We start from the raw sequence: 17,839 nt of genomic DNA on the forward strand, positions 1-17,839 counted from the left end.
AACCTGGCCAACGCCGGTTCCGCCAACCTGCGGGACGTCGATCTGCCAACCTACGTCCTCATACGGCGCTTCGAGGAGGTGATCGACGCGGCCAACGCCAGGCTAGGCCCCATGTCGGATGGCCAATACCTGCTCGAGCGCAGCGACACCAGGGAGGCGACCAGGAAGCGGCGAACTGGCCTGGCCCTGCGTGTGATGGACAACTCGACCGGCCAGGCCCGCGACCCCAGAACCCTGTCCGGAGGCGAGACTTTCTACGTCTCCCTGGCCCTCGCGCTGGGCTTGGCGGACGTTGTCACCGCGGAGGCGGGCGGAATCAGCCTGGAGACTCTGTTCGTGGACGAGGGTTTCGGATCGCTGTCGGAAGAGGCCCTCGAGTCGGTCCTGACCCAACTCAACCGCATCCGGGCAGGTGGCCGGGTGGTGGGCGTGGTGTCCCACGTCGACGCTCTCAAACAGGCCATCCCGGACCGCATCGAAGTCCGTCCCTCTCGCCAGGGCGGCTCCACTCTCAAGGTCCGCTCGGCCGCCCCCGCATGACCCAGCGCGTCCCGACCATGCGAACCCGCCCGCAGCGGCGCGGCGTGCCAAAGCCTGTTCGGCGTAACATGCACTGCATGAGTGACACCATCGTGGCGGTGGTGGGAAAGAAGGGGCGGGTTGTGATGCCCAAGCCTTTGCGTGACGGGCACCATTGGGAAGAGGGAACAAGCTTGGTGTTCATCGACCGGCCCGAAGGCGTCCTGGTCATGACCAGGACGGAAGCGCTTCGGGCCGTGCGCAAGTCCCTCACGGGCGCGGGATCTTTGGCGGAAGAGCTGATCGCGGAACGCCGTTCGGAAGCGGCGCGCGAGGCCAAGAGATGAACGCGCCGTCGGTGCTGGGCTCATCCGGCTTGCTCGCGTTTCTTCAGGAAGAACCAGGATTTCAGCAGATTGAGGCTGCGCTTGAAACATGCGCGGTTTGCGGTGCGGCCAACTGGTCGGAGGTGGCGCAAAAGGTGGCCCAGCATGGGGGAGATTGGCAGTTGGCCAAGGCGACCCTCACCAACTACGGCTTGACCGTGGAGCCGGTCACTGCCGCCGATGCCGAATTGGCCGCAACCATCTGGGCCGCCGCCCCGTCGCTGCCGTTGGGCGACCGCCTCGGCCTCGCCTTGGCGATGCGGCTCAAGGCAGCCGCTCTCACCGCCGATGCCGCTTGGTCCGCTGCGTACGACCAGGCCGTTGTCATCCGCTGACCGGGGCCGCCAACCCTGCCGCCGGCACCGAAACGCGGCACCTCATCGTCATGTTTCCCGCAACGCTATCCTCACCGGCGGGAGGGAAGCACGCTGAGGCCATCCGGTGGGAGCATTGAATATGACATCGCCCCACAGCCAGGTGCCGGGACCCCACAAGAATCGGCGCACCGTCGCGGCCGCCGTGGTCGTGGTCGTGGTGGTATTTGCCGTTGGAGTGGCCGGCGGCGTGGTGATTTGGAAAAACCTGGCGGGGCGGGAAGTGTCCGAACCGGTCTCGCCCGTGGTCCCCACTCGCAATGACGCGTACGTTGAGGCCAACCAGGCGGGGCGGCCGGGGCCGTCACAGCCAGGCCAGCCCACTGTCGACCTTGAGATGAACGGGGCGTTCACCGTTCTTTGGAGCACCTCGACCGACGGTGAGAACATGGCGGTGGCCGCGAACCAAGTGATCGTCAGCGGTGGCGGGGAAGAAGTCCCGACCATGCACGGGTACGACCGCGCCACAGGCGAAAGGCTGTGGTCCGTCAACGGTCCGGAACTGGCAGGGGCCAGGTGTTGGGACACCGACTCGACCGCGCTGATGGCCTGCGCAAGCGCGGCCGATGGCGGGCGGTTGTGGCTGATGAACCCGGCCACCGGCGCCGTGGAACTGGAAAAGCTTGGGCCCGCTGAGGCGGCCGAAGATTGGGGTCTGCTGCGCCTGCTCGAGGTTGACGGCGGCTACCTCTTGGACTATTTGTCGCGGGGCTCGGTCGGCGAGGAGGAGGGACGCCGACTGGCTTTTGCCCAGGCGGACGGGTCGGTCCGGTGGGACGCCATGCTGCCGCAGGAGGGGATTGGCGTGGATCCCACCACGCCCTGGTACGCGGTTGACGGGATCGTGATCGGGGATCGCGGCTGGGCGGCGTTCGATCTGGCGACTGGAGCGAACCTGGTCGAGGGAATTGAGGACTGCCCCGGCGTGCAGGTGTTCCCCGGTCGGCACCTGTGGTGCCATTCGACCGCCTATGACCGGCCGCCCCAGGTGGTTCAACATGGGGACGCTGAGCCGGCAACGGTCCATTTCGCCACCGCGCTGGCCCGGTTCGCCTGGATCGAACACCCCGGCAACCTGCTCTTGGCATCCGATGCCGCGCCCTTCACCACAACCGGTTACGGGCCGATTGACCCCGTCACGGAGACACCGATCGGATCCTGGACCATTGAATTTGAGCAGGTCGAATGGGCCGTTTGGAACGGCGGGGAAATGATTGCGGCCCTCGCTGGCCAGGGAATCTCCTTCGTTGACCTGGCCACGGGCGAAGTGGTCTCCAAAGCGGACTACGCGGATTCGGCCAGCAGCCGGGCGGTCGGCTCGGACTGCCGATTCCTTGATGACTCAAGGCTCCTGGTCCTGTATGACAGCTTCCCCAAGGCCCGCGGGGCGGCGCTGATTGACGCCCGCACAGGTGAGAGCCTTGGCTCCTTCGAGGCGCTGGCAGTCAAGGCCCCACACGGACCACGCGCCGCCGAACCGTACATCATCGCGGCGACCGAGGGCACCGTCCCCGTGCGCTCCGCGCGCATGCTCCACTACTTGGTCCCGACGCCTGCTCTGACTCAGACGCCAGACAATCCGAGACAAGGGGAGTGACCGCGGCGCTGGCGATGCCCGCAGGCGTCACGCCTGGCTTTCGCGGCCTTGGCTCTGGGCGTCGAAGGGGCAGGGACCCAATGACCAAGAGCGTTCGTCGGTCGCGGAGAACAGCTCGCGGCGCCGACGGATTCTTTCGCGTTCGCTGGCCGGGTCGGGGTTCGGCACCGACACCAGAAGCTCTTGCGTGTAGGGGTGCCGCGGAGACTCGATGACCGTCATGGTTGGCCCCGCTTCGACTATCTGCCCGCCATACATGACGATCACCTCGTGGCAGGTTTGCGCGACCACCGCCAGGTCGTGGGAGATCAAGATGTAGGCCGTCTGGGTTTCGGTCTGGATCCGGGCCAGCAACTCAAGGATTTCGGCCTGGATTGTGACGTCCAGCGATGACACGGGCTCGTCAAGCGCGATCAGTTCTGGTTTGAGCATCAAAGCCCGTGCGATCGCGATCCGCTGGCGTTGCCCCCCGGAGAACTCGTGCGGGAACCGGCCCAGGACCCCCTGCGGCAGGTAGACCTCGTCTAGGACTTCGCGGATGCGCTGTCGGGCGTCCATCTTCGCGCCGGTGACCAGGAGCGGTTCGCGCAAGATGTCGCTGACCGTCATCCGGGGGTCAAGTGACGAGTACGGATCTTGGAACACCACGCCAATGCGCCGCCAGAACGCCCGCCGCGCGTCCTTGTCGCGATAGTCGAGGGTCTTGCCCTCCAAACTCACCGCTCCCCCCGTGGGCTCGTACAACCCCAGCAGCGTGCGCAGCAGCGTGGTCTTCCCCGAACCCGATTCGCCGACAATCCCGAGGGTCTGGCCGCCGGAGAGCTCAAAGGAGGCGCAGCACACGGCGTGGATCGTTTGACGCCGCTGGAACGGCCGGTGGGTCTGGAAATGCTTCGTCAGTTGGTCGACCCGCAGCAGCGAAGCGGGGGCTTGTCCAGTCATTCGGCCACGCTCCGGGGAAGCCTGGGGATCTTCTCCAACAGGCTGCGGGTGTACGGGTGGCGGGGGTTGGAGAACAAGGCGTCGGTGTCGCCGACCTCGACCACCAGCCCGTCTTTCATGACGATCACCCGGTCGACCAGGCCCGCCACCAGCGCGAGGTCGTGCGTGATGAAGATCATGGCCGCGCCGACGAACTCCCTGGCCTCCTCGAGCGTGTCCAAGACCCGCGCCTGGACCGTGACGTCCAGCGCGGTGGTCGGCTCGTCGGCAATGATGAGCTTCGGCTCCGCCACAATGGCCAGGCCGATTACCACCCGCTGCCGCATGCCGCCGGATAGCTCATGCGGGTATTGGTAGAGGCGCTGCTCGGGGTTGCCAATGCCGACACGGTTCAACACGTCGACGGCCCGCTCCTTGATTTGCTGGTCCCGCAGCTTGGCCGGGCTGAGCGCCTGCATGGTCTCCTTGAAGTGGTGGAAGACCGTCAGCACGGGGTTCAAGCTGGTCATCGGGTCCTGCAGGATGATGCTGATCTTCCGGCCCCTGACCGTCTGCCAGCCGGCGTAGTCAAGGCCTCCCAGGACCTGGCCGTCAAAGGTGATGCGCCCTGAGACCTCCGCGCCCGCCGGCAGCAAACCCACCACGGAGGAGACTGTGACGGTCTTCCCGGAACCGGACTCGCCGACCAGGGCGACCACCTCGCCGGGTTCCAGCTTCAGCGACAAGTCGTCAACCGCGACCACGCCCTCGTGGGGGAACTCCACCCGCAGGTGGTCGATCTCCAGCACCGGTCCCCCGGCGCCTCCGGCCCCGACGGCATCGCCGACGCCACCAGCCTCACCGGCGCTCTTGGACGCGGCGGAGCGCTCCACAGAAACGGCGGGAACCACCGGCGCCGCGGCAGCGGCTTTTGCCGGCGCCCGGCCGGCCCCCCGCGCACGGCCAGCGCGTTTCCTCAAGTAGTTGTTGGTGGCGCGATGCGGATTGAGGGCTTGCCGGATCGACTCGCCGAGGAAGTTGATCGCCAGCACGAACACGATGATCGCGAGCCCGGGGAAGTAGAACATCCAGGGCCTGGTCATGGCGGAGTCTTTGGCGTTGGACACCAGAAGGCCCAGGGAGGTGTCGGGGGCGCGAATCCCGAAGCCGAGGAAGGACAAACCGGATTCGGCGAGTACGGCCGTGCCGATCAGCAGGGTCACGGAAACGATCACCTGGTCCAGGACGTTCGGCAGCACATGCCGAACCAGGATCCGAAGGTTCGAGGAGCCCATCAAGATGGCCGCGTCCACATAGAGTTCGTTCCGGACGGCGGTGGAGACCCCGCGGACCAGCCGAGCCATGGAGGTCCACAAGAGCGCGGCCAGCACCAGCGACAGCGTCAACGTTGACACGCCCACCCCCGACAAACGGGATCCCAGGAAGCTGGCCAGCGCCATGGACGGGATGGTCAAGATCAAGTCCACGATCCGCATGATCACGTTGTCCACGGCCCCGCCCCGGAATCCGGCCACCATGCCGCCGACAACGCCCAAGATTGTGGCGGGGATGGCGACCATGAACGCGATCGACAGCGACTGCCGCAGACCGCGCAACACCAGCGCGAGCATGTCGTGGCCCAACACGTCGGTCCCGAACGGATGCACGGGGGAAGGCGGCTGGTTCGGGTCGGGCGTGATGTCGGCGTAGCCGTACTTCCAAAGCGGGCCCAAGAGCGCGGCCAGAACCATTGCCAGCACAACCGCCAAGGCGATGATGGCGACCGGGTTGCGCAGGAAGCGGCGCCGGGCGACCGCCCAAGACGACATGGACCGCTGGTCGCTGGCGGCCCGAACGGAAGGCGTGTCAGACATGTCCGCTCCTGCGCATCCTGGGGTCGAGGAACCGGTAGGCGATGTCCGTCAACAGGTTGAAGAGCACCACGGCGGACGCTGACACCATCAGCCAGCCCAGCACGGTGTTGACGTCGGAGCGCCGCAGGGCGTCCAGCAGCAGGGCGCCCATGCCGTTCCATTGAAAGACCGTCTCGGTGATGATCGCGCCGGAGAACAGCCCCGGAAGTTCCAACCCGATGATCGTGATGAGCGGAACCAGGCTGGGCCGGATCACATGGGATCTGAGCACCACCCCGCGCGGCAGGCCGCGCAGGATCGCGTACCTCACATGGTCCGCGTCGAGTTCCTTGATGGTGGCTGTGCGTTGGTACCGGGTCCACGAGGCGAGGTGCACCAGGATCAGGACGATTGTCGGAAGAATCAGGTGGCCCGTCAGGTCGCCGACGTGACCCCAGAAACCTTGTACCGGCGGGACCGATTGGTAGCCGACGGTGTAGAAGATCCGGTAGCCGGTGGTTTGGTTGATCCAGATGCCGGCTTGTTTGAGCAGCACGGCCATCCAGAAGCTGGGCAGCGACAGCAAGACGAACGAGCCAAACGTCAAGGTCAGGTCGGGGAGCCTGCCTTGCCGCAGGCCGGAGACCAGGCCGGCTAGGACGGCCAGGATGATCGCGACGATCATCGCGACGATCACCAAACGCAGGGTGACGACCACCCGTTCGCCCAGCTCGGCGCCAATGTCCAAGGTGGGCGAGACGGACTGGCCGAAGTCGCCGGACAGGACGCCCGCAATCCAGTTGAGGTAACGCTGGGGGAGCGGCAGGTCAAGGCCCAGCCGGTGCTCCTCGGCTTTGATGACGGATTCGCTGACGGGCGGATCCTGCTGTTTCATCTCCGCAAGCGGGTCTCCCGCCAGGGACACCAGCAAGAAGATCAGCACGGAAGAGGCGAACAGCACCAGCAGGCTGTTGAGCACACGGACTACGATGCCGCGAACCACGCCGGCCCCTCCCTCCTGTTTGTGAAACGGTTGATTTGCGCTCGCCCGGCGGGGCCGTCACCCGTAGAAGCCCGCCTCGACGGGCCGGATGCGGCCCCAGTGCCACCACGGCACCGAATGGTCGAGTTGGTCCGACCACCCGAAGAACCGCTTCGAGTACGGGTAGTACGTGCCGTACCAGAACAGGGGCACCCATTCCACGTCGCGCGCCCAAACGGCCTGCAGTTCGCGGTAGATCCCGCCCCGCGCCGCCTGGGGGACGGTGGTGCGGCCGGCCTGGTAGAGGCGGTCCGCGTCCCGGTTGTGGTGGCGTCCCAGGTTGGCGCTGCCTCCGCTGGCGTACTTGTTGGCCGTCACCTCCGGATCGGGCGACATGCCGCCGCCGACTATGAACAGGTCGAAGTCGGCATCGGGCGCGCTGAACGTGTTCTTCCAGTCGACCGATGAGAGCCCGACCGGCTGGGCGGCTATCCCGACCTGAGCGAGGGAGGCGCAAACCTCCCTCGCCAAAATGCGGTGGGCGTGGAACATCTGCATGAAGAACACGGACAGGTTCAGGCGGACGCCACCGGCGCCGCGGGTCAGGCCCACTTCGTCGAGGAGGCGATTGGCCAGGCCCGGATCGTGTTCGGGGGCTTTGGCGTCAGGGTTGAAAGCCCAATCGACCGACCGGATCCAGTAGTTGTCCCACGGCTCTGCCACGCCCGGGTCGGCGATTTGGCTAAACCGGGTGCGGTCCACCGCGGCGGCGATTGCGCGCCGCGTCAGGGGGTTGTCCCACAGCGGTTTGCCGTGGTTGAAGTCCAGCAGCGCCATGCCCGGACCGGGCTTGCGGTCCAGCCGGACCAACCCCTCGGATCCCTCCAAGAGACCGAGCCTGTCGAATGTGAGGGTGTCTTGGGGCACGCAATGGGCTTCGCCCCGGCAAACCATCGCCACGCATTCGTCCCGGTCGGGGACAATCCGGATGGTGATGCGGTCGATCTCCGGCTGCGCCCCCCAATGCCCCGGGACGGCCTCCAACTCGATCCGTTCGCCCGGAGTCCATTCGACGAACCGGAACGGCCCCGACCCGATCGGCTTGAGGTTGTGCGGGTTGGTCGCCCAGTCGGTGCCCTGGTACAGGTGCGCCGGGACGATGTGCGTGAAGATGAAGTTCCCCAACTGGGTGAGGAACCCGGCGTTGGGCTCGCGCAGAACGTAGTCGACCGTGTGCCGGCCCACCTCCTCGATCGCGGCGACGGAGGTTAAGAACCTGCCCGCCTCGTATCCCCGGAGGATCGCCTCGGTGTGGCTGTACGCGACGTCGTGGCTGGTCACCGGCTCGCCGTCATGCCACCGCGCCGCCTGGTTGAGGTGGAACCGGAACCGCCGCGCGGCATCGAGCACCTCCCAATGGGTGGCCAAGTCCGGAAAGACGACCGGGTTGTACCACTCGTTGAGGACCACGCGGTTGTAGATGTTGTTGCACACCAGGTAGCCGGCCGAGCCGGTGTAGTTGCGGTAGCAGTCGTTGAATTCGACGGCGTCGATCGGCGTGGCGACCACAAAGTGCCGGGGGTCACCCATTGACCGCTCCCGACTGCGGGACCGGCCGGATGCGCCCCCAATGCCAGAACGGCACCGAGTACTGCAACTGGTCCGCCCAGCCGAAGAACTTGGGGCTGCGGGCGAAGTAGTGGCCGTACCAGTAGCACGGAACGAACGTCACGTCATCGGCCCAAACCCGTTGCAGCTCCCTGAACAGTTGGCCGCGTTGCGCCTGGTCAATGGTGGCCTGGGCCTTTTCGAAGATCTGGTCCACCGCCGGGTTGGCGTACCCGATCCAGTTGCCCACGCTGGTGGACGCGTACCGGGCGGCGAGCACGCCCGGGTCGGGCGCCATGCCGCCGCCGGAGACCACAATGTCGAAGTCGCCGCGTTCGTCCACGATCGCCTTCCAGTCCGGCGAGCGCAGGGCCACCGGCTCGGCTTCGATTCCGATCTCCGCGAGTTGCCTGGCCAGCGGCCGGGCGATGTCGCCGTGCCAGCCGAACGTGTGCATGTAGTAGAGCTTCATCCGGTGCCGGACGCCGTCCGGGCCGCGGGGCACTCCGGCCTGGTCCAGCAGCCGCTCCGCCGCCTCCTTGTCAAAGCCGAGCGCGCTGACCGATTCGTCGTAGGCCCAAGCCACGTTGGGGATCAGGTAGTGGTCCCAGGATTGGGACACGCCCTCGTCGAACAGCTTCTGGTCGAAGGCCCGCCGGTCGGTGGCGTGCGCGATCGCCTGGCGGGCGGCCAGGCGCCCCCAGACGGGGTGGCGATGGTTGAACTCCAGGCGCGCCATGCCAGCGCCGCGTTGGGCGGTGACGTAGAACCGCGACCGGTCAAACCCGTCCAACAAGTGCAGCCGGTCGAATGTGAGCACGTCTTGGACCATGTAGTCCGCGTCGCCGCGGGCGACCATCCGGACCGCCTCGTCCAAGTCCTCGACAACGAGCAACTCGATGCGGTCCACCATGGGGCCCGGCCCCCAGTGGTCTTTGACCGCCTCCATGACCACATTGCCCCCTGGCGTCCACTCCGCGACCCGGAACGGGCCGGAGCCGACCGGATCCTGATTGTGCGGGTTCACGGCCCAATCCGTGCCCTCATACAGGTGGGCCGGCAGCACCAGCGCGGTGATGAAGTTCCCCAGCTTCGTCAAGAAGGAGGCGTCCGGGCGCTTGAGGACGTAGTCGACCGTGTGCCGGTCGACCTCCACGATCTCCTCGACCCCGGCGAAGGACGCGGCCGCCTGGTACCCCTTTGCCACCTGCTCGGTGTGCGTGAAAGCCACGTCGTGCGCGGTGACCGGCACTCCGTCCTGCCACCTGGCCGCGTGGTTCAAGTAGAGCCGGTAGACGCGGCCGCCGTCGATCACCTCCCAGTGCGTCGCCAAGTCCGGGTAGACCACGGGGGAATCCCATTCGTGCAGGACAACCCGGTTGTAGATGTTGGCTGAGACTATGTAGCCGGCCGAGCCGGTCACGTTGCGGTAGGCGTCGTTGAACTCCGTGGTGCCCTGATCGGTCACCACGCGGAAGATGTTCGTCATTGAATCTCGCTCCTGTGTGCGCGCCGCCGCCCGCGCACGGCCCGGCCCGGCCCAGCAAGGCAAGGCTGGCGGGTGGGCGGCGGGCGGCGGCCCAAGGGGGCTGGTCAGGCCAGGAAACCCCAGTTGTTGATGTTCCAGGTCAGGCCGTACTTGCTCATCGAAGGCTCCAGGCCACCGAAATCCTTCGAGTGGATCAGCACGTTGCCGATCGAGTACAGCGGCAGGGCGATCGCCTCGCTGAGCAGCATGTTGTCCATCTCTTGGAGGATGCGCACCTGCTCGGCCGGATCCAGGGCCACATTCCCCTCCGCGACCAACGCGTCGAAAGCGGCCGAGGAGTACCCTGAGCCGTTCCGCGCCTTGCCGGTCCCGTACCACTGGTCCAGGGCCTGAACGCCCAGGTCGGAGGCGGTGGCGGTGATCAGGATGTCGAACTTGCCGGCGAAGCCGTCGGTACCGTAACGGGTGTTGTCCGCCGCGTCGATCGTGGTCTCAATGCCGATCGCCTTGAGTTGGCTGTTGAGGATCTCCGCCATCTGCATGCGCTCCGAGTCGGATGAGTAGGTGAGGATGGTCAACGGCCGCAGGGCCTCGCCGCTGGGCAGGTACAGCTTGCCGTCGGTGATCTTGTAGCCGGCGTCCGTCAGGGCTTTCTTGGCGCCTTCGACGTCGCCTTGGCCCACGCCCAGCGCCTTGGCCGCGTCCACGTACGGGTCGCCGGAGTAGCCGCTGTAGGCCTGGCCCGGCGCGAACGCCAGCGAACCCAGCACCGGGGCCGAAGGGTCGTACTGCTTCGGGATGCGGGTGACGAAGTCCGAGGAGTCGATCGCCTGGGAAACGGCTTTGCGCAGCACCGGGTCGCCCAAGCCGTCGCCGACCGCTTTGAAGATCAGGTGATAGTAGGTCAGGCTGCTGGCGATCTGGACCGAGGACCCCTCAATGGCGTTCGCCTTCTCCACGGTTTCCAGGGACGGGTTCTGGTACACGATTGTGACCTCGCCGTTCTGATAGGCCGTGATCACCTCGCTCGGGGAGGTGATGTAGCGGTAGTGGATGGTGTCCAGGTGGGCGGGGCTGCCGTACCATTTCTCGTTCTTCACCATGGTCAGGGAGATGTCGGCTTGGAAGTCCGAGATGACATACGGGCCGCCGGACACCTTGGGCTGGTTGTTGACGAAGCCGTCGTTGAAGGATGTCGCCAGGTCGCCGTATTCGGCGGCGATGTGCGCCGGCAGCAGCGTGATGAACAAGGTCTTCCACATGGAGAACGGCTTGTCGAACACGGCCGTGACCGTCAGTTTGTCCTCCGATGCCGTCAACGTCAGCGAGTCGTAGCCAGCCGTCCACGCCGCGGTGCAGTCCGCGCACTGGCGCGGGTCCTGCGCCGACCACGTGTACAGGAAGTCGTCCGCGTCGATCGGCTCGCCATCCGACCACACGGCTCCGGGCTTGATCTTGTAAACCACGGTCATTGGGTCTTCGCTGGTCACCTCGGCCGACTCCATCAAGTCGGTGTTGAGCTGCAGCGCGCCGGCGTAGTCGCCGTAGAACACATGGGGGTAGAACGGCCATTGCGCTTGCCGGTTGCCGGTCGTGTCGCCTTGCGCGGTCAGCGGGTTCCAGCTTTTCGGAGTTGAGATGAACCCCGCGAAGACGGCTTCGCCGCCGTCTTTGACGCTGGCCGGAGACTCCTCGTCGCTGGCTCCGGCCGAGGCCGTGGACTTGCCGGTCGGGGTTTCCTCAAGGGGAGCGCAACCAACCGTGGGGATCAACAGGGATAGGGCGAGCGCGCCGATTGCCAGCGCCTCACCTTTGCGGTGCTGCTTCATTTCAGTTCTTCCTCTGCCTTCGGGAGATGGCACTGTTCGGCGGGTGACCGACAGAGCCGGGTCAGGGGCGCCCAGGCCGCTGATCCCGCGAAGAGCAGGACGGACAGCGCGGCGCAAGGTGCTGGCCAGTATTTCCCACGGCCCGCTTCACTGTCAAGGCGCTGGTCAACCCGTGCGGGACGCCCCGGATCCCAGACCAGAGCCCGCCGCCCGCAGGGTCGTTTGGTCTTGGAGAGCAGGCCGTCCCGGCGGCATTCCCAACCACGCCGGCCGGGCGGCCAACCCAGGCGGCCGTCCCGGCCCCTGCCACCCGCCGGTTCGGACGTCAACGGTCAACGCCGGGGGCCCGCGGCGGGAGCGTTACTGGATCACGGCATCGACCAAATCTTTGGCGGCGGCCTGCACCTGGGCGAGGTGGTCCTGCGAGACGAACGACTCGGCGTAGATCTTGTAAACGTCCTCGGTGCCGGACGGCCGGGCGGCGAACCAGGCACAGTCGGTGGTGACCTTGAGGCCGCCGATCGGCACCCCGTTGCCGGGCGCTTTGACGAGGCGCGCGGTGATCGGGTCGCCCGCCAACTCGGTGTCCGCCACCTGGGAGGGATCCAGCGCCCCGAGCGCGGCCTTCTGCTCGCGGCTGGCCGGGGCGTCGACGCGCGCGTACCAACTGCGGCCGAACACCTCCGCCAACTCCTCGTAGACCTGCGACGGGGTGCGCCCGCCGACGGCCAGGATCTCGCTGGCCAGCAGCGCCAGGATCAGGCCGTCCTTGTCGGTGGTCCAGACCCGTCCGTTCAGGCGCAGGAAAGACGCGCCCGCTGACTCCTCGCCGCCGAACGCGACCGATCCGTTCAGCAGCCCCGGCACGAACCACTTGAAGCCGACCGGGACCTCCATCAAGGCGCGGCCCTCGTTGTCCGCCACGCGGTCTATCAGGGAGGAGGACACAACGGTCTTGCCGACCGCCGCGTCTTCCGGCCAGTTCGGCCGGTTGCCGGAGAACAGGTACGCCACGCAGGCGGCCAGGTAGTGGTTCGGGTTCATCAGCCCGCCGTCGGGGGTCACGATGCCGTGGCGGTCGGAATCGGCGTCGTTGCCCGTCGCGATGTCGTACGGCGGGCGCCCGTCGGGTCCGGGATGGTCCAACAGCGAGCGCAGAGAGGCCATCGCGTAGGGCGAGGACGGGTCCATGCGGATCTTGCCGTCCCAGTCGAGCGTCATGAAACGCCAGGTCGGGTCGACTGATTCGTTGACCACGGTCAGGTCCAGGCCGTAGCGTTCGCCGATCGCCCCCCAGTAGTCCACGGAGGCACCGCCCAGCGGGTCGGCGCCTATCCTGACGCCCGCGTGGCGGATCGCGTCCAGGTTCACCACGTTGGCCAGGTCCTCGACGTATATCGACATGAAGTCATACGGCCTGGTCGAGTCGAGCGCCAGGGCTTTGACCACGGACACGCGCGGCACCGCCGCGACCTCGCCCTCTTCGAGGATCTGGTTGGCGCGCCGGGCGATCCACCCGGTCGCGTCCGTGTCCGCCGGGCCGCCGTTGGGCGGGTTGTACTTGAATCCGCCGTCGCGCGGCGGATTGTGCGAAGGGGTGATGACAATCCCGTCCGCCAGGCCCGCGCCCTTGGTCCGCAGGCCGCCTGCGGACGTGGAGCCGTTGGCGACCAGGATCGCGTGGGAGAGGGCGGGGGTGGGGGTGTAGGAGTCGCGCGCGTCGATCCGCAATTCCACGCCGGCCGCGCCCAGCACCTCGACCGCCGTCCGCCAGGCCGGCAGCGAGAGGGCGTGCGTGTCCCGCCCCAGGAACAGCGGCCCGTCAATCCCCTGGCCACGCCGGTATTCGACAATCGCCTGCGTGATGGCGATGATGTGGAATTCGTTGAAGGCCCCGTCAAGCGAAGACCCGCGGTGCCCGGAAGTCCCGAACGCCACCCGCTGCGCGGGATTGGACAGGTCGGGTTTGATGTCGTAATAGGCGTCTTCGAGCGCCTTGAGTTCAATCAGGTCGGAGGGTTCGGCCAGCTGGCCCGCTCTTGGATGCATGATCCGATCTTCCCACCCGCACGCCCTTCGCGCCGACAGCCCGCAAACCGTCTTGGCGAAATGTGACGAACAACACACTTTTTGCCGGAACTTTCCCCTGGCCGGGTTCGTTTTAATGTACAGAAGGTCCTGCTTTAGCTGATGCGCGTGCTCTGGGGCGAAGTCGGTATGCGCCGCAAGCAGGACCTTCTCCATCCCACCGGGCCCGGCGGGCCGGGTTTCATGTCACCGTGACCCAGGCCGCCGGGCCCGGTTGCGTTTCCCGTCCAGCCTCCCGGCCGGAGCCTTTTCCAATTAGGCTGGCCGTGATGAAACAAACCCCCTCGGCCGTGGCTCAGGATTACCTCAAAGTCATTTGGTCGATCCGCGAGTGGAACGCCCGCGAGCCCGTCACCACCAGTTTGTTGGCCGCGCGTTTGGGGGTGTCCGCCTCGACCGCTTCCGAAGCCGTCAAGCGCCTGGTCGAACGGGGCCTGGTCCGCCACGCCCCCTACGCCGCCATCGAGCTCACAGAGGAAGGGGAACGCCTCGCGTTGGCCATGGTGCGCCGCCACCGGTTGCTCGAGTCGTTCCTGGTCAGCCATTTGGGTTTCGGCTGGGACGAGGCGCACGATGACGCCGAGGTGCTTGAGCACGCCGCCTCAGACCGCTTCGTGGACGCCTTGGACCGCCTGCTTGGGCACCCGGAGCGGGACCCGCACGGCGACCCGATCCCGACCGTGGATGGCGTGATTGCGCACCCGCCCGCGCAGCCGTTGGCCGCGGTGGCGGCCCCCGCCGAGGTCTTCGTGGAACGGATTTCCGATGCCGACCCGGCCATGCTCCGCTATTTCGCCTCGGTGGGACTGGTCCCCGACGCCGCCATCACGGTGGTGGAGCGGCGCGACTTCGCCGGGGTCCTGACCATCCGGATAGCCGCCACCGGCGAGGCGGTCGAGTTGGGCGACATAGCGGCCCAGGCGGTCTGGGTCGGTTCCCGCCGCTGACCCCGAATTGGGGACGGTACCTATTTTCGGCGAGCCGGAAATAGGTACCGTCCCCAATTCCGCTCCCGCTACAGCTTGTGCTTCAGCAAATAGGCTGGTGAGACGGCCTTGCAGACCAGGCGGCCGTCTAGTTCCGCGAAGTAACGGTAGCCGGAGTGGCGCCAGACAACGCCCTCCGCCAGGACCTCGGGGTTGACGATCGACTTGAGGCCGTCGGCCAGGGCCAGCGCCTGGTGGCCGTCGGTTGGGAATCCCAGCCCCAGCATGGGCGGCGCCAGTTCCAATTCAGCTTCGCGGGCGCTGGCGGAGACCTGGTCGAAGCAGTCTTCGGCCAAGCCGTCCTCCGGCCGCCGCCAGGCGGCGAACAGCGCGAGGCGCTGGCCTTTGGCGCGCAACCGGTTGCCGTTGACGCCTTCCCCGTACATCTCTCCCTGGAGGGCGTCCACTTTGTTGTCGCGCATCCAGTTGGCCAGGGCCAATTCGCGGGCCAACCGGACCGGCGTGGCGTCCGGGTTCGACGTGTCCAATTCCCAGTTGCGGGAATAGACGCGCAGGCGGCCGTCCTTTTCCAGGACGTAGGTCAGCGAGGTGCCGTCGATCTTTTCCGACGCGGACCACAGGCCGTCATCTGCGGCGGCGAACCATTCGTCGGGGAGGTTTTGCACCCGTTCCGCGTCGGTCTTGCGGAGCCAGCGCTGGTCCCACGGGCCCACCATGCCCGCGCCGACCGGCGGCATGGGCGGCTCCCACAGTTTGATCCCGAGTTGTTCGTCCAGGCTGCGGCCGTCTTCGGTCGAGACGTCGGGGAACTCGGCGGCCGGGAAGACAATCCCCTGGGATAGCTGCCCGCGCAGCCGAGCAGTCTTCAGCACGTGGTATTTCTGCTCGTCAATGGTCTTTTCCCCGCGCTGCGCCAGGAACGCGAAGCGCGGGTCTTGGAGTGGGAGGGCAGCGTCCGGCTCCACATACAGGACCGGATCGCCGTCATGAAACTCTCCTTTGCGGACCACCACATCCCAGCTTCGCACCGACCCCACCTCGATGGCGTCCGCGTCCGGGATGGGCCGCAGGTCGTGAATAGTCGCCAAACTGGCCAACTGCCGTGTCGAGTCAAGCATTGGTCTACCCTAACCGCCTCGGCCCCTGCGCCCACGGTGCGCGCCGCGAATCTCCAGTACCGCCCGGCGCCCGCCAGGCCCCGCGCCAGGTCGTCCCGCCGTCTGACGGGCATGTCGGTTGTCTGGTCCTCGAAGCGCGCCATGGGCTCTCCTCCGCAGTCCGGGACATGCCCTATCCCAGACCACGCCGCAGACAGGCCCAAACGCCAAGACGACACAAGTTGGAGACTCACACCCCGCTGACGAAACCCGTCGCGCCCCGACTGGTGCTGGTGGCTCCGGGCATGGTGGTGGGCGCCTTCGCTGGTCGCGGGTTTGGGTTTGGGGGAGCCCGTGGTGGCCGAACCGCACGATTGCGGGCCCGGGAGCCGTGCCCGTGAGCCGGGACTGGGGCCCGCAATTGAGTAGTTGAGTCAGGGCATCAAATGAACAGGGCACCGACCACTCCCCAGGTCTGTGGGGAATAACGCTAGAATAGGGCGAAAGTAGCGAGATTCAGGGGGCTCAATGCAGGATCCAATCACGGTTGGGATTGCCCAGGCGCACGACAGGTTCTCCGAGTTGGCCGCCCATGCTGAGGCCGGCACCCAAGTGGTGATCACCCGGCACGGGCGTCCGGTGCTGCGGCTGGTGCCGACGGGGGACAGCCTCCCCGCGCCAGGCGACGGGCGGGCGGTAGCGGACGTCATCGGGCGACAGCGCGAGAGCCGCCCCGCGAGCAGGTCCACCGCGGAGATCGAAACCGAGCTCCACGAGAACCGCGAGTCGTGGCGGCCGTGATCTACGTCGACGCGAGCGTGCTGATCCACGCCAGAGAGAACGACGACGCCCTCGGCCAAGCCGCCCGCGAGGCGCTGGCGTCAGCCTCCGAGCCTCTTGGGATCAGCGCCCTGACCCGAATGGAATGCCTGGTCGGTCCGCTCAGGCGCCACGACCCCGACTTGGAGGCAGATTACCGCGCCACGTTCGAGAGCCTGGTCCGCGTGCCGATCGATGACGCAGTGTTCGAGCGCGCCGCCCGCCTGCGTGCGGACAAGAGCGTGGGCGCGCAAGACGCCATCCACTGGGCCGCGGCCCTGGCCGCGGGCTGCTCAGCGCTGCTCACGGCCGATCCCGACCTAGCCGACCGGGCGGCGCCCTTCGCGGTCCGGGTTCAACCACCCGCCGCAACCGAAGAGACCAGCGGCACCGAGCGCGCGGTCTGCTCCAGCCCAGACTGAAGGCCCGCTGGTGGCTCAGCCTTCTTTGCGCAGGGTCATCGGGTAGCGAAAGCACAGGCCGCGGCGAACGGTTACCCGGCTCGTCACGGCGTGGGCCAGGTTCTTGATCTCGCGGAGGTCTTCCCCCGGCACCAGCAGCGGCCAGGCCTTGGCGAGCACCCCGCCCGTGTCCATGTGGTGCAGGGATGCCGCGAACACGATCGCGTCGAACGCTTGGATCTCCGTCAACCCTTCGAAGTTGGTGGCCTGGACCGCCGCGTTGGGAAGCGGCGCGAGCCGAACCTGGGCGCGGGCGACGCACCCGGATCAGGGTCGATGTCCAGCACCGCCTCAGCTTGCGCGGCCAGGCGCTCGACCAGCAGGCCGTCGCCGCAGCCCCCGTCAAGCTGTCGATGTCCGGCGAATGAGACCACGCTTGTCCACGTTATTAGGCCACGCTTGTCCAAAGTGTTAGGCCAGTGGATTATCCGGTTGAGGCTGGCGGCCGTGATGGGGCACCGGATGGTTTTGGTCGTTGCCCGCCCGACACCGTTTCGGGTAAGACGCGTCCCGCAGTAAGATCATGGGCATGAGCGTCACCGCCACCATGTCAAGCAAGGGACAGTTGACCATCCCCGCCGAGCTGCGTTCCAGGCATCACTTGACTTACGGACAAACCGTCACCATCGAAGAGGTCGAAGGCGGCCTGCTGCTGCGTGCCGCGCCGCGTCCCGCAAGCCGTCTGGCCGGGTTCTTCGGCCCCTGGCGGGGAGATCCGGCGACCCTTGAGGAAATGGATGACGCGATCGCGGCCGGGGCCGCCCAGGGTGTGGCGTGATCGGGCTCGACACGAACATGATCGTCCGCATGGTGGTGCGCGACGACGAGCGCCAAACAGCCGTGGCGGACCGCGTGTTCGACAGCCTTAC

Annotated in this window: 18 protein-coding genes; 8 read left to right on the forward strand and 10 right to left on the reverse strand. The window is 66.9% G+C overall.

What is annotated here, in order from left to right:
• From LBC97_13640 to LBC97_13655, 4 genes are all read left to right on the forward strand, one after another.
• A partial coding sequence (locus LBC97_13640; protein MDR2567069.1) for a hypothetical protein occupies window positions 1–540 on the forward strand: 540 nt, incomplete at its 5' end.
• Between the two features lie 77 nt (window positions 541–617).
• A complete protein-coding gene (locus LBC97_13645; protein ID MDR2567070.1) occupies window positions 618–866 on the forward strand; it encodes an AbrB/MazE/SpoVT family DNA-binding domain-containing protein in 249 nt (82 codons plus the stop codon).
• Window positions 863–1,240, forward strand: coding sequence for a hypothetical protein (locus LBC97_13650; protein ID MDR2567071.1), 378 nt, complete (start codon window positions 863–865; stop codon window positions 1,238–1,240). Before LBC97_13645 ends, LBC97_13650 begins: the two co-directional genes overlap by 4 nt.
• Window positions 1,241–1,361: 121 nt before the next feature.
• Window positions 1,362–2,876 carry a PQQ-like beta-propeller repeat protein gene (locus tag LBC97_13655; protein ID MDR2567072.1) on the forward strand — a complete coding sequence of 505 codons (1,515 nt, stop codon included), beginning with the start codon at window positions 1,362–1,364 and terminating at the stop codon, window positions 2,874–2,876.
• 27 nt (window positions 2,877–2,903) lie between these two features.
• Here LBC97_13655 and LBC97_13660 read toward each other — a convergent pair whose 3' ends face one another.
• The 7 genes from LBC97_13660 to pgm form a co-directional block, all read right to left on the reverse strand.
• Entirely contained in the window at window positions 2,904–3,818 is a 915-nt protein-coding gene (locus LBC97_13660) for an ATP-binding cassette domain-containing protein (protein ID MDR2567073.1), read from the reverse strand.
• Window positions 3,815–5,671, reverse strand: coding sequence for a dipeptide/oligopeptide/nickel ABC transporter permease/ATP-binding protein (locus LBC97_13665; GenBank protein MDR2567074.1), 1,857 nt, complete (start codon window positions 5,669–5,671; stop codon window positions 3,815–3,817). The genes LBC97_13660 and LBC97_13665 overlap by 4 nt, the downstream gene beginning before the upstream one ends.
• Window positions 5,664–6,653, reverse strand: coding sequence for an ABC transporter permease (locus LBC97_13670; GenBank protein MDR2567075.1), 990 nt, complete (start codon window positions 6,651–6,653; stop codon window positions 5,664–5,666). The genes LBC97_13665 and LBC97_13670 overlap by 8 nt, the downstream gene beginning before the upstream one ends.
• 57 nt (window positions 6,654–6,710) lie before the next feature.
• Window positions 6,711–8,222 (reverse strand): ABC transporter substrate-binding protein, encoded by a 1,512-nt coding sequence (locus LBC97_13675; protein MDR2567076.1) that lies wholly within the window; start codon window positions 8,220–8,222, stop codon window positions 6,711–6,713.
• Window positions 8,215–9,729, reverse strand: a complete 1,515-nt coding sequence (locus tag LBC97_13680; GenBank protein MDR2567077.1) for an ABC transporter substrate-binding protein — start codon at window positions 9,727–9,729, stop codon at window positions 8,215–8,217. The genes LBC97_13675 and LBC97_13680 overlap by 8 nt, the downstream gene beginning before the upstream one ends.
• Before the next feature lie 104 nt (window positions 9,730–9,833).
• Window positions 9,834–11,558: an ABC transporter family substrate-binding protein gene (locus LBC97_13685; GenBank protein ID MDR2567078.1), complete on the reverse strand. Its 1,725-nt coding sequence runs from the start codon at window positions 11,556–11,558 to the stop codon at window positions 9,834–9,836.
• Window positions 11,559–11,918: 360 nt separating this feature from the next.
• Window positions 11,919–13,610: a phosphoglucomutase (alpha-D-glucose-1,6-bisphosphate-dependent) gene (pgm, locus tag LBC97_13690; GenBank protein MDR2567079.1), complete on the reverse strand. Its 1,692-nt coding sequence runs from the start codon at window positions 13,608–13,610 to the stop codon at window positions 11,919–11,921.
• A gap of 305 nt (window positions 13,611–13,915) precedes the next feature.
• Here pgm and LBC97_13695 point away from each other — a divergent pair, with 305 nt between their 5' ends.
• On the forward strand, window positions 13,916–14,593 hold the full coding sequence (locus LBC97_13695) for a metal-dependent transcriptional regulator (protein MDR2567080.1): 678 nt from the start codon (window positions 13,916–13,918) through the stop codon (window positions 14,591–14,593).
• A 68-nt stretch (window positions 14,594–14,661) separates the two neighbouring features.
• On the opposite strand, the gene LBC97_13700 is transcribed toward LBC97_13695, so the two are convergent.
• The gene (locus tag LBC97_13700) at window positions 14,662–15,711 is read right to left on the reverse strand and encodes an RNA ligase (ATP) (GenBank protein MDR2567081.1); all 1,050 of its coding nucleotides are present in this window, start codon (window positions 15,709–15,711) and stop codon (window positions 14,662–14,664) included.
• A gap of 507 nt (window positions 15,712–16,218) precedes the next feature.
• Between LBC97_13700 and LBC97_13705 the strand changes: the two genes are divergently transcribed.
• Window positions 16,219–16,491, forward strand: coding sequence for a type II toxin-antitoxin system prevent-host-death family antitoxin (locus LBC97_13705; GenBank protein ID MDR2567082.1), 273 nt, complete (start codon window positions 16,219–16,221; stop codon window positions 16,489–16,491).
• Window positions 16,479–16,931, forward strand: coding sequence for a PIN domain-containing protein (locus LBC97_13710; GenBank protein MDR2567083.1), 453 nt, complete (start codon window positions 16,479–16,481; stop codon window positions 16,929–16,931). Before LBC97_13705 ends, LBC97_13710 begins: the two co-directional genes overlap by 13 nt.
• A gap of 15 nt (window positions 16,932–16,946) precedes the next feature.
• Here LBC97_13710 and LBC97_13715 read toward each other — a convergent pair whose 3' ends face one another.
• Entirely contained in the window at window positions 16,947–17,159 is a 213-nt protein-coding gene (locus LBC97_13715; GenBank protein MDR2567084.1) for a hypothetical protein, read from the reverse strand.
• Window positions 17,156–17,344 (reverse strand): hypothetical protein, encoded by a 189-nt coding sequence (locus tag LBC97_13720; GenBank protein MDR2567085.1) that lies wholly within the window; start codon window positions 17,342–17,344, stop codon window positions 17,156–17,158. Before LBC97_13720 ends, LBC97_13715 begins: the two co-directional genes overlap by 4 nt.
• 155 nt (window positions 17,345–17,499) lie before the next feature.
• Between LBC97_13720 and LBC97_13725 the strand changes: the two genes are divergently transcribed.
• Window positions 17,500–17,748, forward strand: a complete 249-nt coding sequence (locus LBC97_13725) for an AbrB/MazE/SpoVT family DNA-binding domain-containing protein (protein ID MDR2567086.1) — start codon at window positions 17,500–17,502, stop codon at window positions 17,746–17,748.
• The last annotated feature ends 91 nt before the right edge of the window (window positions 17,749–17,839 follow it).

This window comes from Bifidobacteriaceae bacterium, from assembly GCA_031281585.1.
Classification (GTDB): domain Bacteria; phylum Actinomycetota; class Actinomycetes; order Actinomycetales; family WQXJ01; genus JAIRTF01.